This window comes from Kitasatospora sp. NPDC085464, from assembly GCF_044541955.1.
Taxonomy (GTDB): domain Bacteria; phylum Actinomycetota; class Actinomycetes; order Streptomycetales; family Streptomycetaceae; genus Kitasatospora.
In genome coordinates this window covers 130,540-145,641 of the sequence record NZ_JBITTM010000007.1, presented here as the reverse complement: position 1 = coordinate 145,641, position 15,102 = coordinate 130,540, and the positions used below count along the sequence as shown (strand labels likewise).

Sequence of the window (15,102 nt, the reverse complement as noted above, 5' to 3'; positions counted from 1 at the left end):
CACCGTGTCCGACGCCGGGCCGGCGGCGGCCCGGGCGGTGACGGGCCGGCCGCCGGACGGCACGCAACGGCTGGACGGAGGCGCCGGGCGCCCCGGACCGCACCTGTTCAGTCCTCGCCGAGGACGGCGTAGTTCTCCGCATCGCCCTGCTCCCTGCTGTCGTCGGCCGGTGCGCCCGACGGCCGGGAGCAGATCGGGTCTGGTTCGGGCCTGGCCGGTGCACGGACCGCTCCGGCCGGATCGCCGCTTTCGCGCGCGTCCACGGCGGCCACCTCCGAGCTTGCACGGCGCCCCCGGTGGGCGCCTGGGACGAGATCGGCTACCTGGTGCCGGGGCGACGAAACAGCCGTGAGGTTCGCCCGGCGCTGCCCGCTTAGCCGCGTCGGCGGAGGAGACCGAGGGACCGCACCGACGAACCGAGACTGTCGGGCACGGCCCCGGGCCGGGGTGTGCCGGTTCAGTCCTCCGGGTCGGGGGTGCCCCCTGGCGGCGGCTCCGCCCATCCCGGGGCATCGCGGTCCTCAAGCTGCTCGCGCAGCCGGGTCAGCGTGGCGGCGAGCAGCCGGGAGACGTGCATCTGGGAGACGCCGATCCGGTCGGCGATCTCGGACTGCGTCCAGCCGTCCCAGAACCTGAGCTTGAGGACGGTCTGCTCGCGGCGCGGGAGGTCGGCGAGCAGCGGGCGTACGGCGGCGCGGAACTCTGCCAGTTCGATGCCGGGGTCGCAGTCACCGATCCGGTCCACCAGTGCGCTGCCGCTCTCGTCGGTGTCCTGATCGCGCAGCGCGTCCAGGGAGTTCGGCCGGTAGACCCGCCCGGCGATCAGCCCTTCCGTGACCTGCTCCTCCGTCAGGTGGAGGTCGTCGGCGATCTCGTCGGGGTGCGGCAGGCGGCCGAGCTCCTGCTCCAGCCGGTCCGAACCGCGCACCACGGTCAGGTAGAGCTCCTGCATGCTGCGCGGGACGCGCACCGGCCAGGAGGTGTCGCGGAAGAACCGCTTGATCTCCCCGGCGATGGTGGGGATCGCGTAGGTGACGAACTCGACGCCGCGCTGCGGGTCGTAGCCGTCGACGGCCTTGATCAGGCCGACGGTGCCGACCTGCAGGATGTCGTCCATGTCCTCGGCGCGGTGCCGGAAGCGGGCGGCGATGAAGCGCACCAGCGGCATGTTGAGCTCGATGATCGTGCCGCGGACGTAGCTGTAGGCGCGGCTCTCACGGGCGAGGCCGGCCAGGCGCTCGAACAGCGCGTCGCTGAGTTCCCGGGCCTCGGACTTCCCCATGACGCGCAGCTGCGCTTCGGTCGGGCGCGGGGGCAGGTCGGACGGGAGGTCGGCAGGGAGGTCGGACGAGAGGTCCGACGCGAGTGAGGCCGTCAGCTCGGCATGGTGACCGGTTTCCGTACAGGCGGACACGGTGACTTCTCCTGGGCATCGGGGTGACTGCCCGGCCCACGAGCGGCTGGCGCCCGTGCGCCCGGGCTTCGTTCCCCAGGACCCCTGCCCGGCTTCTTCAAGCGACGGCCCCGGTGGCACCTACGGGTGCGGAAGCGGGGCGGCGGCTCGCTGCCTCCGCTTCGCCGGGTTTCTACCCGATACACGACATCTTATTCGTGTATCGCTCGATTTGCGCCCCCTGACCCGGGCAGGGGCACTCGGGCAGCGGACACGGCCGGGAGACGAGCCCGGGAACTCCCGTACGCCCGCGTCGCAGAACCGCACCCCGGGCCGGAACGAGAACCGCACCCCGGGGCCGGATCGTGACCGGGCCTGGCTCACCAGCCGGGAAAGCCCGCAGAATGCCACGACCGGTGGCGGACGTGGTGGTCCACCGGGGAAGGCACCTCCAGCCAGACCACCTTCCCCCCGCCCTCCCGCACGGCGCCCCACGCTCCGGAGAGCCGGTCCACCACCAGCAGACCGAGCCCACCGGGCCGGCCCAGGTCGGCGCGGCGGCGCAACCGCGGCAGCACGGGACTCGCGTCAGCGACCTCCACCCGGATCCGGTAGCCGTTCCAGCGGAGCCTCAGCCCACGGGGGCCTCCGGGGGCGTGCAGACACGCGTTGGTGACCAGTTCCGAGACCATCAGCAGCACGTCCTGTGCCACGGCCAGCTGCTCGTCGTCCGCCGCGGGAAGCCAGTGCCAGCGCAGGAGGGCCTGCCGGCTGAACTCACGACAGCACCGAACCGCGCCCTCACAGCCGGCCAGGGCGAGGAATCGGGTCTGCTCCGGGGGCGCCGTCCCGCCGGGGCCCGACAGCGGGCCACGTCCGGGGCCGTTCATGGGTGGTCCTCCTCACGCAGGATCGGGAGGACGAGCAACGTGGCGGACCTCCGGCGCCTCGTCCGGGGCACTTCAGGACGCCGTCAGGCGCCGTTTCCAGGTCGGTGCGGAATCGCCGGGGTCGACCACCTCCAGTCGCACGCCCCACGGACCACGTGCTCATCGCCCATGCCTCGCGTCTGCTCCGCCCCGGTCCGGCTACACGTTCCGACGAGCAGAACCTGAGGCGATCGACCACGGCCCCTGCCGAAGAGCCGGCCCGACGTTCACCACCGTCCGGGGTTTCACCCGACGAGACCGCCCGGGGTTTCACCCGCGTCACCGAGGTCACTGCGTCAACGCCACCCGGGCCGCCCTGCGCCGCATGCTGCCGCGCGACCGCGGCACCGTCGTGCAGGTCGGATCGGCGATCGCCTACCGCGGGATCCCGCTGCAAACCGCCTACAGCGGCGCCAACCACGCCATCCAGGCTGGCACGAGGCGCTGCGCTGCGAACTGCTCGCGAGCGGCTCGGGAGTCCGGGTGACCATGGTGCAGCTCCCGGCCGTCAACACCCCCCAGTTCGACTGGGTGCTCAACCGGCTGCGCGGCCGCGCCCGGCCCGTCCCGCCCGTGCACCAGCCGGAACCCGCAGCGCGCGCGGTGCGCTACGCGGCCGACCATCCCGCGCGGCGGGAGTACTGGGTCGGCACGAGCACCACCGCCACGCTGATCGCCAACGCCCTCGCCCTCGCCCTCGCCCTCGCCCTCGCCCTCGCCCTCGCCCTCGCCCTCGCCCTCGCCCGGAGCCTGCGGTGAACGCCCGGGGAAAGCCGTCACCACGACGTCACTCGTCAATCCCCGGCGACCTTGCGAGGGTCAGTCCCCGGTGACCTTGCGAGGGTCCTCGCCGTCCTCGGCTACGTCTGGCGTACTTCGACGAACCCTCCGGGGAGCACGGCGGTGTCTTCCCCGCCCTGCTGCTGCTCTTCGAGGCCGGCATGTGCGGCTTCGCGCTCAGCGGATGCCGGCGTTCTCCACCGTCGGACACATGGGCCTGTTCCTGATCGGCACAGCCCTGCTCACCCCTGCCGGGCTGGCGGCACGGCCGTCTACGCGGCCGGCCACGCGGGCGCCAAGGCCGCGCTGTTCGGTCTCACCGGCATCCTGCTCGACCGCTACTGCTCGGTGGACGAGCACGGACTGCACGGCCGGGCCCGCGAACTCCGCCTGCCCGGGCTGTTGTTCGGCCTCGGCGCGCCGGCCCTCGCCGGGCTGCCGCTGTTCGGCACCGGGCTCGGCAAGGCCGTCACCGAGGAGGCCGCCGGACACGAACTGGCGTGGCTGCCCGCGGTGTTCGTCCTGGTCTCCGCGCTCACCGGCGGCGCGGTGCTGCGCGCGGCCCTGCGCGTGTTCGCCGGAGCCGGGCTCCCGCCCCGCGAGCACCCGGAAGGCCGCCGCCACCAGCGGCGAGGGCGAGGAGCCCGAGGTCCGGGAACCCTGTTGGCCGCCGGGTTCGCCATCACCGCCGTCCGGCGCGATCCTCGGCGGGACACCGCCGGTTGGTACCACGCCGTCGTCCTGCCGCTGCGCCGTCCCCACTCCGGGCTGGTCGGCGGCTACGTCGCCTGGCTCGCCGTCGGACTGGCCGCCCTGCCGGTGGCACTGACCGCCCGGCCCTGAGCCGGCCCGGCACGACGCCCGGCGCGACCGGCAAGGCGCCCCGGCACGGTTCGCCGTGGGACCGGGGCGCCTTGCAATGTGCGTTCAGTACGGGAGTGGACGGCCCGACGGCGTCCGCAGATCGAGCGGCGGTTGCGGACGCTGTGGCGCAGGGCGCTTCTTCACCGTGATCGCGGTCATCTCCGTCACCTCCTCGAACCGGAGGACCCAACCGACGTGTGCCCAACCAGCGGAGTTCTACCGGATCCGGCGCACTCAGCCCAGGCACGTACCGGACGGCCTCCGCCTCCCGGAAATCGGCCGGTGCCCGAAGGCGCTCGTCGCCTTCCACCCTGCCCGGGCGGCATCGCCGTTGATGCACGAACGGAGCCCCGGGAGCATCTTCCCGGACGAGGGCTGCCGACTGCCGTGGCGTGGCATGCTCGTAGCATGACGGACCGATCGGTGGTGCCGGGGCCGGGCGGAGGCCCGACGGCGGGGAGCGACCCGGCGGTCGCGGTGGTCCGGCAGGTCCTGGCGGGCCTTCCCGGTTCGGTGGTCTTCCTCCGGCCGGAGTTCGGGTCACAGGGCGAAGCGACGGACTTCCGGTTCGTGGCCACCTCACCCGAGGCGGTCGACATCGGCGGGCGCCGGGGCCCGGACCTGTTGGGACTGAGCGTCCTCCGGACGTACCCCGGCGTGGCCGGCAGCGACCTGTGGCAGGGCTACCTGAGAGCGTTGAAGGCCGGGGTCGGCTACGAGGGGGAGCTGGAGTACGAGGCGGCCGCCGCCGGTGTCCCGCACCGGTCCCGGTACAGCGTGCGGGCGGTGCCTTGCCACGACGGGCTGATCGTCTCCTGGGACCGTCTGGACAGCAGCGAACGCGAACAGCGCCGACTGGCCCTCATGCAACACCTCGGCCGCATGGGCTGGGTGGACCGGGACCTGGTCCACGGCGAGATCACCTGGTCGGAGGAGGTGTACTCGATCTTCGACCGGGACCGGTCGCTGGGCCCGATGACCCTGGAGGACCTGTCCGCCCACGCCGAACCAGAAGACCGTCCGGCCCTGGACGGAGCGGTCGAGGCCCTGCTGAAGACCGGCGAGCCGCTCGACCGCACCTTCCGGATCAACCTGCCCCGGAAGGTGACGCGGCACGTACGGATAGTCGCCGAGACCGAGAACGACGCACAGGGACATCCCGTCCGGGTCCACGGGTTCTTCCAGGACCTCACCGCCGTCAAGCACGCCGAGCAGCAGTTGCTGGAGCACCAGCAGACCGCCCTCGCCCAGCAGAGCCTGCTGACCGCCGAACGCGACCTGGCCGCCCGTCTCCAGAACACCCTGCTGCCGGTGCCCCAGCAGGTTCTGCGCCTGGCCGACCTCACCGTGGACGTCGCCTACCAGCCCGTCCAGGAAGGCCTCAACCTCGGCGGCGACTGGTACAGCGCCATCGAACTGCCCGATGGCAGCTCCCTGTTCGTCGTCGGCGACGTCGCCGGCCACGGACTGGACGCGGTGGCCGCCATGGCCCTGCTGCGCTTCACCGCCAAAGGCATGGCCATCACCGGCACGCCCCTGCCGACCGTCCTCGCCGGCCTGAACACGCTGCTGCTGCACACCACCGAGCGGACCTGCAACACGGCCACCATGATCATGGCCGTGTACCAGCCCGCCACCTCCCGACTGACCTGGGTGCGGGCCGGCCACCCACCACCCCTGCTGCTGCGCCAGGGCGAGGCGCGCTTCCTGCCGCCCCCCGCGGGCATCCTGCTCGGCGCGACCACCACGCCCCGCTACGCGGCGGCCACCCTTGAGCTGCTCCCCGGCGACCACCTGCTCCTCTACACGGACGGCCTGGTCGAAAGGCCGAACGAGCCCATCGACGAGGGTCTGGCCCGCCTGGCCCGAACCGCCGCGGCCCACGCCGACACCCCGCGCTTCCTGGACGGACTCGTACGGGCCCTGGTCGCCCCGGAGGCCCGCCGCGACGACATCTGTGCCCTGCACATCAGCCGCTGACCGCTCCGGACCACAGCGGGACCGGCCCGGGGTCGGGCCTCGCGTGGGTCGGGCCTTGCGCGGGTCGGGCCTCGCGTGGATAGCTGCACGGTTCCGTCCGCGATCTGACGGCCCCTCTCGGAGCCTCCGCTCCTCCCGGGTGGGCGCCGGGTTCGGCGCCCACCCGGGGTGGTGTCAGGACTGCGGGGTGTTGCGGCGGCGCAGGCTCAGCACGCCGAAGGCGGTGCCGGCCACGCCGACGACGATGCCCACGATGCCCAGCGTGCGGGCGGTGGTGTCGGACGAGGAGGAGCCGGCGGCGGCCGCGGGTGCCGCCGTCGGAGCGGCCGCCGGGTGGTCGCCGTCGCCGTCGGCGGTGGCCTTGGTGAGGGTCAGCGCCGGGGCCGGGTGCTGGGGCTCGGGCTGGCCGGCCACGGTCTCGTCGATCCAGCGCACCACGTTGCCGTCGTCGTAGGTCTGCAGGGCCTTGAAGACGATCTTGTCGGTGTCGGTGGGCAGCGGGCCGAGCGAGACCCGGAAGTCCTGGAACTGCCCGGGCGCGATCTTCGTCCCGGCGTCCGCGGTCCAGGTGACCTTGGAGACGGCTTCGGTGATCTCGTCCCCGTCGTCGGTCTTGATCGGGGTGGCCAGCTTCGTCTTCTCGGCCGTGGCGGTCCAGCCGGGGATCGGCTCGGTCGCCACCGATGCCACCGGATGGTCGGCGGGCAGGGTGACCTCCAGCTTGGTGGTGGAGGCGGTGTCGCTCTCGTCGGGCACCCGGAAGGCGACGGCGGTGTAGCCGCCCTTGGGGGCGGTGCCCGGCTGTACGGTCACGTGCGCGAACGCGGGGGCCGCGGTTGCCAGCACGGTCGCGGTGGCGAATGCAGCCGCGGCGACGGTGCGTCGGGGGGCGATGGAACGCATGGGTGGGTCTCTCCGTCCGGGAGATGGGCACGGCGTGGACCGGTGCGGCGGTATGCCGGCGGCCGGGAGCGTGCCGGGGGGTGGGCTGGTGGTCGGTCGGCGCACGCCGGACCGGCGGCAGGGCCCGAGCGGCCCTCCGTCGATCGTTCGGCTACGCGCCCACCATCCGCGGAGGCCCCCGGAGGACGCGGCTGTAGCGCAGGGCCTTCGGAGCGGCCGGCACGGCGTCAGCGCACGGCACCGGGCCTGTCGAAACGACGGCCCGCAGCTGCACGGGCTCGACCCGCCCCGCCAGGCGGGCCAGCGTGTCGGAGCACCGCCGCCGCCAGTCACGAGCCGACTCCGGCAGAGCCCTCGCCAGGTCCATCAGACGCCACAGCGTGACCTCGACGCGGTGCAGCAACCACCCCGTCGCGAGCGCGGCACACCCGTGCGCGGCGAGCATCGCGGGCGAGTGCCCCAGCATCGCCGTGTGCGCCGACGCGTGCATCGCGCCGCCGCCGGTCATCGTCGCCGGGTGGTGGAGGTGGACGTGCCCGCCCGAACCGGCGGCCGGCTTCGACCGACCACGCAGACGCGCCCACGGGTCGGACCGGAACAGCAGGTGCAGGCCCAGCTGCCCCGTTGCGAACGCCCCCGTGATCGTGGGACACGACCGTTGCCGCCCGGCCCCGGCGGCACCGATCAGCGCCGTGAGTGCCCAGCCCAGAACCAGCGATCCCGTGCCCGGGCGGCCGCCCGCCGCCGTGTGCGCCGCGGCGGCGAGCGCGACGCTCACCGTGGCCAGCACGACCGCCCGCACCAGCCGGACATCGACGGCGGCGGCGCGGGAGCTCGGGGTGCGGGGCTGGGCGGTCATGGCCGGCCCATCATGACAGCCCCACGGGCCGGGCCGGGCGCGGACCGTGGATCCGGCGCCCTTCGGCCGCCCCCGCGCCGCAGTGCGGCCCGGCCCGGGAACAGGTCCGGTGGAGCACGGAGTCCGACACACGAGCCCGACACATCACCCACGTCATCCGTCTGCGCGGGAACTTCCGCCCCGTCGCATCCGACTACCGGTCCGACGCCTGCCCGCGAGCCGGTCACCGACACTGGTCGACCGGCGGGCACGACAGGCCGGCTCACGGCCGGCCAGGAGAGGAAAGCAGCAACCATGCGAAACCCCGACCTCCCGATCGCCACGTTCTGCGGCAACTGCAACTGCGGCTGCCCGCAGCTGTTCCTCGACAGCGACGCCCCCGCGGACAAGCGGGTGCGCATCACCGACGACTTCGGCCAGCAGATCCAGATGAGCCTCGACCAGTTCGCCGACCTGCTCGCCCAGGCGAAGTCCGGGGCGCTCGACGACGCCACGGCGACTGCGACGGCGACGGCGACGGCGACGGCGACGGCCTGACAGACCGCCGTCGGGGCCGCCCGACACCGTGCTTCCGCGCTGCCGGGCGGCCCATGGCCCACCCATCCGCCGGGGCTGCCACTCCGGACGACTGACGGGCGGGCCACCCCGACCCCCGACCCCGGCGTCCGCGACGGGACGGGACGCCGACGGCACCACCGAGCTTCTGTTGCACATAGCATGCAGTTGCACAATCATCGCAACAAGGAGCTGCACACATGGTGGAATCGCCGGTGGTCCTGGGGATCGAGTCGTCCTGCGACGAGACCGGCGCGGGCCTGGTCCGTGACGGGGTGCTACTGGGCCACGCGGTGGCGTCGTCCATGGACGAGCACGCCCGCTACGGCGGAGTGGTGCCGGAGATCGCCGCCCGCGCGCACGTCCACGCCATGGCGCCCGTCGTCCAGGAGGCGCTGGACCACGCCGGGCTCACCCTGGCCGACGTCGGCGCCGTCGCCGTCACCGCCGGCCCGGGCCTGTCCGGGGCCCTGCAGGTCGGCGTGGCCGCCGCCAAGGGCTACGCCTTCACCCTCGGCGTCCCGCTCTACGGCGTCCACCACCTGGCCGGGCACGTCGCCGCCGCCACCCTGGACGGCGGGCCGCTGCCCGACCCCTGCATCGTGCTGATCGTCTCCGGCGGCCACACCTCGCTGCTGCTCGTGCGCGACCTCGCCCGCGACCCGATCGTCCACCTCGGCGACACCCTGGACGACGCCGCCGGCGAGTGCTTCGACAAGGTCGCGCGCATCCTCCACCTGCCCTACCCCGGCGGGCCCGCCATCGACCGCGCCGCCCGCGACGGCGACCCCCGCTCGGTACGCCTGCCGCGCCCGCTCAGCGGACCGAACGACCCCCCGTACGCCTTCTCCTTCTCCGGCCTCAAGACCGCCGCCGCCCGCTGGGTCGAGGCCCGACGCGCCGCCGGCACCGAACCCCACGTGCCCGACGCGGCCGCCGCCCTCCAGGAAGCGATCGCCGACACCCTCACCCGCAAGGCCGTCCGCGCCTGCACCGACCACGGCATCGACACCCTCGTCGTGGTCGGCGGCGTCGCGGCCAACTCCCGCATCCGCGCCCTCACCGAACAGCGCTGCGCGGCCGCCGGAATCACCCTGCGGGTGCCGTCGCTGCGCCTGTGCACCGACAACGGCGCGATGATCGCCGCCATCGGCGACCTGCTGGTGCGGGCCGGCGCCGAGCCCGCCCCGATGAACCTGTCCATCGATCCCTCCGCCCCGCTGGAGTACGCCTCCCTCACCCCACTCGCCGTCACCCGCGCCGCATGACGCCCGCCGAGCTCCGCCGCGTCCTCGGCCCCGGAAGCGGGCTGCCGAACTCGTGGTCGGCGATCGTTCTACTCACCCTGCCCTACCGTCTCCCCGGCGTGAGTCCGTTCTCGTAGGCGATGATCGCCAGGTGGACGCGGTCCCGGGCTTCGAGCTTGGCGAACAGCCGCGCGACATGGGTCTTCGCCGTCGCCGCGCTGATCACCAGCTTCTCGGCGATCTCGGTGTTCGACAGTCCCTGTCCGACCAGGGCCAGCACTTCGCGCTCCCGGTCGGTGATCCCCGCGATGAGACGTGAGTCCGCGGCGGGCTCGGGGGCCGGTGCGGGGGCCGCGGGGGTGGCGGAGGTTCCGGCGAAGTCGGCGATCAGCCGTCGGGTGACGCTCGGCGCGATCAACGCGTCGCCGGCCGCCACCACGCGGATCGCGTCCAGGATCGCGTCCAGGGCCATGCTCTTGAGCAGGAATCCGCTGGCGCCGGCGCGCAGAGCGCCGTAGACGTACTCGTCGTCGTCGAAGGTCGTCAGCACCAGCACCTTGGGCGGGTCCGGCTCGGCGGTCGCCTGCCGGGTCGCCTCGATCCCGTCCATGCCCGGCATCCGGATGTCCATCACCACGACGTCCGGCCGCAGTTCACGCGCCAGGCGGACCGCCTCGCGGCCGTCGCCGGCCTCGCCGACCACCTCCAGGTCGGTGGTGCCGCCGATCAGGATCCCGAGCCCGACCAGCATCAGCGGCTGGTCATCGACCAGCAGTACCCGCACGCTCATGCCGGGATCCTCGCCGTCACCCGGAATCCGCCCTCCGGACGCCGGCCCGCGCTGAACTGGCCGGACAGCAGCGACACCCGCTCGCGCATGCCGAGCAGGCCGAAGCCGCTCCCGCCGGTCGCCGCCGGGTGCCTGGGGCGGCCGGGCCCGCCGGGACCGTCGTCCCCGTCGTCCACCACCTCGATCGTCACTCCCTCCGGCTCGTATCCCACCGCGACCCGGCACGTCCGCGCCCCGGAATGCCGCACCACGTTCGTCACCGACTCCTGGATGATCCGGAACGCCGACAGTTCGATCTCCGGCGGCAGCAATCGCTGCTCGCCCCGCCAGGCCACGTCGACCCGCACCCCGGCGTCGGCCGTGCGTTCGGCGAGCCGCGGGATGTCGGCCAGGCTGCCGGCCGGCGCCAGCGGAGCGGCTTCCGGCATGGCGTCGTCCGGCTCGGCGCGGCGCAGCGCCCCGAGCATGCGCTGCAGTTCGAGCAGCGTCTGGCGGCTGGTGGTCTCGATGCCGGTCAGCGCCTGCCGCGTCTGCTCGGGCTTGGTGTCCACGACCCGCGCCGCCGCTCCCGACAGCACCGTGATGATCCCGATGCTGTGCGCGACGCTGTCGTGCAGTTCGCGGGCGATCCGCAGCCGCTCGGTGACGACGGCGCGGGCCGCCCTCTGCTCGTGCAAGGCGCCGAGGTATTCACGGCGTTTGCGATGCACCCCCCCGAAGACCCACGCGACCGCGAACCACAACGCGAACTGCCCGGCCCACTGGACCGCGTCGCCGAGGGTCTCCCCGGGGTAGACGTCGATGTTCTCGACGAACGCGGCGGCGACGGCCGCGACGGAGCCGACGGCGGCAGCCTTCGGCCGCCGGACGGCGAGGTGCCCGCCCAGGACGACGAGCAGGACGAACACGATCCAGGGCCGCATGCCGAAGAGGGCGCCGAGGACCGATTCGCCCAGGACCGTCGCGAAGACCGCCGCGGGCAGACGGCGCATCAGCAGAACCGGAAGGGCGAGCACGACGCACAGACCCACCAGCTGGAAGGGCCCGAGGCCGGGAAGCCGGAACAGGCCGTTGTGGTCCCGAACCTGAGCGATCGACCAGCAGAGCATCACCGCGTAGAAGCAGGCGGTGGCCAGCACCACGGCCCGGTCCGTCAGCCAGGTCATGCGCTTCGATGTCGAGAGGCGCTGGAGAAGCTCTTCCATACGGAGATCGTATTCAGCGGCGTCGGCTCCACGCGTCGCCCCGGGGATGTACGCGGGGTACACCGCCGGGTCGACGGCCCTGGGGAACGGTGACATCCACCGGCCGACGCGACGGATCGCGCCCTGTTCGTAGGTTCGTGGACATGATGAATGCACCGATGATCGACGTCCGCGAGGCGACGAAGAAATACGACGACGGCCCGCCCGCACTGGCCGGTGTGACCTTGTCCGTGGCGTCCGGTGACTGTGTGGCGGTCCTCGGCCATTCCGGCAGTGGGAAGTCCACGCTGCTGAACCTGATCGCCGGTTTGGACAAGCCCTCCAGCGGCAGTGTCACCGTCGACGGCACGCGCGTCGATCAGCTCGGTGAGGCCGGATCGGCGAAGTACCGCCGGGCCTCGATCGGCATGATCTTCCAGTTCTTCAATCTGCTCGACGATCTGACCGTGTTGGACAACGTCATGGTTCCGGCGCAGCTGGCCGGGATGGGCAAGGGTGAGGCGAAGCGCCGGGCCGTCGAGCTGCTCGGCTCGCTGGGTATCGATCGGCATGTCAAGGCCTACCCGCAGCGGCTGTCCGGTGGTGAGCGGCAGCGGGTGGCGGTGGCCAGGGCCCTGATGAACAAGCCGGCGTTGCTGCTGGCTGACGAGCCCACCGGCGCGCTGGATTCGAGCTCGGTCGAGGACGTGCGCCAGCTGCTGCTGGACCTGAACGCCGAGGGCCAGACCATCCTGCTGGTGACCCACGACGTGCAGCTGGCCGCCACCACCGCGCACCGCACCATCGAGTTGGTGGACGGTGCGGTCGCGCGGGACGTCGTCAACAGTGGCAGCGGTGCCGGCCCGGCCGCCCACGCGCGGCTGACCCGTCCGGCGGGAGCGGTCGGATGACGCCGCGCAAGCCGCCGATGCCCCGGCGCCTCTTCGAGGCCGGATTCCACGCCACGGCCCGCATGCTGCCGGCGGTGAGCCGGTGAGCGCCCTCGGCAAGGTCGTACGCTCCGGCGTGGGCCGGCGTCGGGTCCAGTCCCTCGTCATGGCTTTGACGACGGTCACCGCGGTGATGTCATCAGTGCTCTCCCTCGGCCTGCTGACCGCCGTGCAGGCCCCGTTCGAGCACGCTTTCAGCACCCGGCACGGAGCGCACCTGGCGGTCCAGTTCGACGGTTCGAAGGTCACGGCCGCGCAGACCACCGCCACCGCGCACGCCGCCGGTGTCACCGAGGCGGCCGGGCCGTACCCGATCGCCGCCGCGTTGGACACGACCGTCGGCACCGACTGCCCCGACACCGAATGGGCCGGTCACGACAACCATCCGATCACCGTCACCACCCGGCCCGACCTGGGCAGCACCTCCGGGATGGACCAGCTGGTGCTGACCCAGGGGCGCTGGCCGACCGGCCCGGGCGAGATCGCCCTCCCGGAGAACAACTATGCCGACGCCTGCTTCGGCTCCTCGGTGGTGTTCTCCTCCCTGCCGGGCAAACCGTCGTTCACGGTCGTCGGCTTCGCCGGCTCGGTGACCGACAGCGCGACCGGCTTCGCCACCGCCGACGGTTTCGCGCGGCTGACCGCTGCCGGGGCCAAATCCGACGAGCAGATGCTCTACCGGTTCGCCGAGGCCGGGACCGACGCCGACATCGCCGCCGACAAGCAGGCGGTGGCCGCCGCCGTGCCGGCCGGCGCGGTCGAGAACGGACAGTCGTATCTGACCGCGGAACAGCAGGCGACCGGCAACGCGAAGGCCTTCGTGCCGTTCCTGATCGCCTTCGGGATCCTCGGGCTGGTCCTGTCCGTGCTGATCATCGCGATCGTGGTCAGCGGCGCGGTGGCCTCGGGAATCCGGCGCATCGGGATTCTGAAGTCGTTGGGCTTCACCCCTTCGCAGGTGGCCCGCGCCTACACCGCGCAGGCCATGATCCCGGCGACACTCGGCGTGGTCCTCGGCACGGTCTTCGGCAATCTCCTGGCTGTGCCGATCCTGGGCCAGGCCAGCAAGCAGCTCGGCGCGGCCGGTGCCACGATTCCGTCGTGGGTCAGCGCCGTGGTGTCGCTGGGCACCTTGCTCGTCGTCGGCGTCACGGCTTCGATCCCGGCGTTGCGGGCCGGCCGGATGCCGGCGGTGCAGGCTCTGGTGGTCGGCCGCACCCCGAAGGCCCGGAGCGGTCGGACTGCGCAGCGCCTGGCCTCGCGGCTGCCGCTGCCCCGGGCCGTGGCGCTGGGGCTGGCCCAGCCCTTCGCCCGGCCGGCCCGGGCCGTACTGCTCGGCGCGGCGGTGCTGCTCGGCACGGTCAGCGTCACCTTCGCGCTGGGGCTGGGGACCGCGTTCAGCAAGTACCAGGACACTTCCATGAGCTCGGGCTTAAACGCCGCGTCGATGCTCGTGATCCCCACAGCCGACGTGGGCGCGCCGTGGGGTCTCTACGGCCCCAACGACCCGCGCCACGCGAACCTGGATGCCCCGAAGGTGGCCGCCGCGCTCGCCGAGGTCCCGGGCACCAAGGCCGCGTTCGGCTGGGGCGACAGCGGCGCGACCATGCTCGGCGCGCCGATCGGCGGCGAACCGCCGGTCGTGTACACGGTCAGCGGCGACTTCTCCTGGACGAACATGGAGCTGGTGTCCGGCCGCTGGTACTCGGCGCCCGGCGAGGCCGTGGTCGGTGACAAGCTGGCCTCGGCGGTGGGGATCCACGTCGGTGACGACGTCACCGTGGTGCAGCAGAACAAGCAACTGTCACTGAAGGTCGTCGGCATCGCCTTCGACACCCATGGAACCGACTACACGGCCATGACGGACGCGGCCACCTTCACCGCCGCAGGACTGACCCCGCACATCGACCAGTTCAACGTCGAGCTGGCCCCGAACGTCAACCGAACGGACTGGTCCGCCTCAGCCACCGCCGCGCTGACCCCGCTGAACGCCTCGGTCCGGCCGAGCTCGACCGACAAGAACCTCGTGGTGATCATCATGGACGCCCTGGTGGCGATGTTCACGCTGATGTTGACCGCGGTCGCCGCGCTCGGGGTGCTGAGCATGGTCGCGCAGGACACCCGGGAGCGGGTCCACGACCTGGGCATCTTCAAGGCCCTCGGGATGACACCCAAACAGACCCTCGCGATGGTCCTGACCTCGGTCACACTCACCGGCCTGATCGCCGGACTCATCGGACTACCGCTCGGGGTCGCGCTGGAGAAGGCGACACAGACCCCGATGAGCAACGCGATCGGCCGGCACCTGCCACCGAACGTGACCCACGTCTACACGGCCGGGCTGCTCCTTCCGCTGCTGGCCGCCGGGGTCGTGATCGCCCTGCTCGGGGCACTGCTGCCGGCCGGCCGGGCGGCACTGTCCCGGACCGCCACCGCGCTGCGCACCGAGTAGGACCGAGCAGAGCCGAGCAGAGCCGCCGGCCGCCGCAGCAGAAGCGGTTTCGGGCACTGCACGGCGCGGCCAGAACGCCGATGCCGACCTCCCCCGGTCGACACCCCCGGGAGGTCGGCATTCCGGTGTTCCTCCCTCAACACAATCCTGACCGGCCATCAGAGAGGTCAGCAAAAGGTCAGCAAGGATACGAGCAAACCCTGCCCGACAAGCACA

The 15,102-nt window shown here is 72.8% G+C and carries 13 protein-coding genes and 1 pseudogene; 7 read left to right on the top strand and 7 right to left on the bottom strand.

Annotated elements, in window-relative coordinates; genetic code table 11:
- Positions 1 to 107: 107 nt before the first annotated feature.
- The 3 genes from ACIGG8_RS08195 to ACIGG8_RS08185 all read right to left on the bottom strand — a co-directional run bounded on the left by ACIGG8_RS08195 (position 108) and on the right by ACIGG8_RS08185 (position 2,283).
- Positions 108 to 263, bottom strand: a complete 156-nt coding sequence (locus ACIGG8_RS08195) for a hypothetical protein (RefSeq protein ID WP_396546403.1) — start codon at positions 261 to 263, stop codon at positions 108 to 110.
- Positions 264 to 457: 194 nt separating this feature from the next.
- A complete protein-coding gene (locus ACIGG8_RS08190) occupies positions 458 to 1,414 on the bottom strand; it encodes a SigB/SigF/SigG family RNA polymerase sigma factor (protein ID WP_396546402.1) in 957 nt (318 codons plus the stop codon).
- A gap of 359 nt (positions 1,415 to 1,773) precedes the next feature.
- The gene (locus ACIGG8_RS08185) at positions 1,774 to 2,283 is read right to left on the bottom strand and encodes an ATP-binding protein (protein WP_396546401.1); all 510 of its coding nucleotides are present in this window, start codon (positions 2,281 to 2,283) and stop codon (positions 1,774 to 1,776) included.
- A gap of 308 nt (positions 2,284 to 2,591) precedes the next feature.
- Between ACIGG8_RS08185 and ACIGG8_RS08180 the strand changes: the two are divergent.
- From ACIGG8_RS08180 to ACIGG8_RS08170, 3 genes and pseudogenes are all read left to right on the top strand, one after another.
- Positions 2,592 to 3,021 (top strand): annotated as a pseudogene (locus ACIGG8_RS08180) (SDR family NAD(P)-dependent oxidoreductase); the annotation flags it as partial.
- A 429-nt stretch (positions 3,022 to 3,450) separates the two neighbouring features.
- Entirely contained in the window at positions 3,451 to 3,945 is a 495-nt protein-coding gene (locus ACIGG8_RS08175; protein WP_396546400.1) for a hypothetical protein, read from the top strand.
- 429 nt (positions 3,946 to 4,374) lie between these two features.
- Positions 4,375 to 5,946 (top strand): PP2C family protein-serine/threonine phosphatase, encoded by a 1,572-nt coding sequence (locus ACIGG8_RS08170; RefSeq protein WP_396546399.1) that lies wholly within the window; start codon positions 4,375 to 4,377, stop codon positions 5,944 to 5,946.
- 174 nt (positions 5,947 to 6,120) lie between these two features.
- Here ACIGG8_RS08170 and ACIGG8_RS08165 read toward each other — a convergent pair whose 3' ends face one another.
- Positions 6,121 to 6,849: a YcnI family protein gene (locus ACIGG8_RS08165; protein WP_396546398.1), complete on the bottom strand. Its 729-nt coding sequence runs from the start codon at positions 6,847 to 6,849 to the stop codon at positions 6,121 to 6,123.
- Between the two features lie 151 nt (positions 6,850 to 7,000).
- Positions 7,001 to 7,708 carry a hypothetical protein gene (locus ACIGG8_RS08160; protein ID WP_396546397.1) on the bottom strand — a complete coding sequence of 236 codons (708 nt, stop codon included), beginning with the start codon at positions 7,706 to 7,708 and terminating at the stop codon, positions 7,001 to 7,003.
- A 294-nt stretch (positions 7,709 to 8,002) separates the two neighbouring features.
- Here ACIGG8_RS08160 and ACIGG8_RS08155 point away from each other — a divergent pair, with 294 nt between their 5' ends.
- Positions 8,003 to 8,245, top strand: coding sequence for a hypothetical protein (locus tag ACIGG8_RS08155; protein ID WP_396546396.1), 243 nt, complete (start codon positions 8,003 to 8,005; stop codon positions 8,243 to 8,245).
- A 221-nt stretch (positions 8,246 to 8,466) separates the two neighbouring features.
- Complete coding sequence (gene tsaD, locus ACIGG8_RS08150; RefSeq protein WP_396546494.1) at positions 8,467 to 9,531, top strand: tRNA (adenosine(37)-N6)-threonylcarbamoyltransferase complex transferase subunit TsaD; 1,065 nt, start codon at positions 8,467 to 8,469, stop codon at positions 9,529 to 9,531.
- A gap of 82 nt (positions 9,532 to 9,613) precedes the next feature.
- Here the strand turns inward: tsaD and ACIGG8_RS08145 are convergent, their stop codons facing one another.
- Both ACIGG8_RS08145 and ACIGG8_RS08140 read right to left on the bottom strand, forming a co-directional pair.
- A complete protein-coding gene (locus ACIGG8_RS08145; protein WP_396546395.1) occupies positions 9,614 to 10,300 on the bottom strand; it encodes a response regulator in 687 nt (228 codons plus the stop codon).
- Positions 10,297 to 11,505 (bottom strand): sensor histidine kinase, encoded by a 1,209-nt coding sequence (locus ACIGG8_RS08140; protein WP_396546394.1) that lies wholly within the window; start codon positions 11,503 to 11,505, stop codon positions 10,297 to 10,299. The genes ACIGG8_RS08145 and ACIGG8_RS08140 overlap by 4 nt, the downstream gene beginning before the upstream one ends.
- A 146-nt stretch (positions 11,506 to 11,651) precedes the next feature.
- On the opposite strand from ACIGG8_RS08140, the gene ACIGG8_RS08135 reads away from it, so the two are divergent.
- Both ACIGG8_RS08135 and ACIGG8_RS08130 read left to right on the top strand, forming a co-directional pair.
- The gene (locus ACIGG8_RS08135; protein ID WP_396546493.1) at positions 11,652 to 12,395 is read left to right on the top strand and encodes an ABC transporter ATP-binding protein; all 744 of its coding nucleotides are present in this window, start codon (positions 11,652 to 11,654) and stop codon (positions 12,393 to 12,395) included.
- Between the two features lie 145 nt (positions 12,396 to 12,540).
- A complete protein-coding gene (locus tag ACIGG8_RS08130) occupies positions 12,541 to 14,886 on the top strand; it encodes an FtsX-like permease family protein (RefSeq protein ID WP_396546393.1) in 2,346 nt (781 codons plus the stop codon).
- Positions 14,887 to 15,102: the final 216 nt, after the last annotated feature.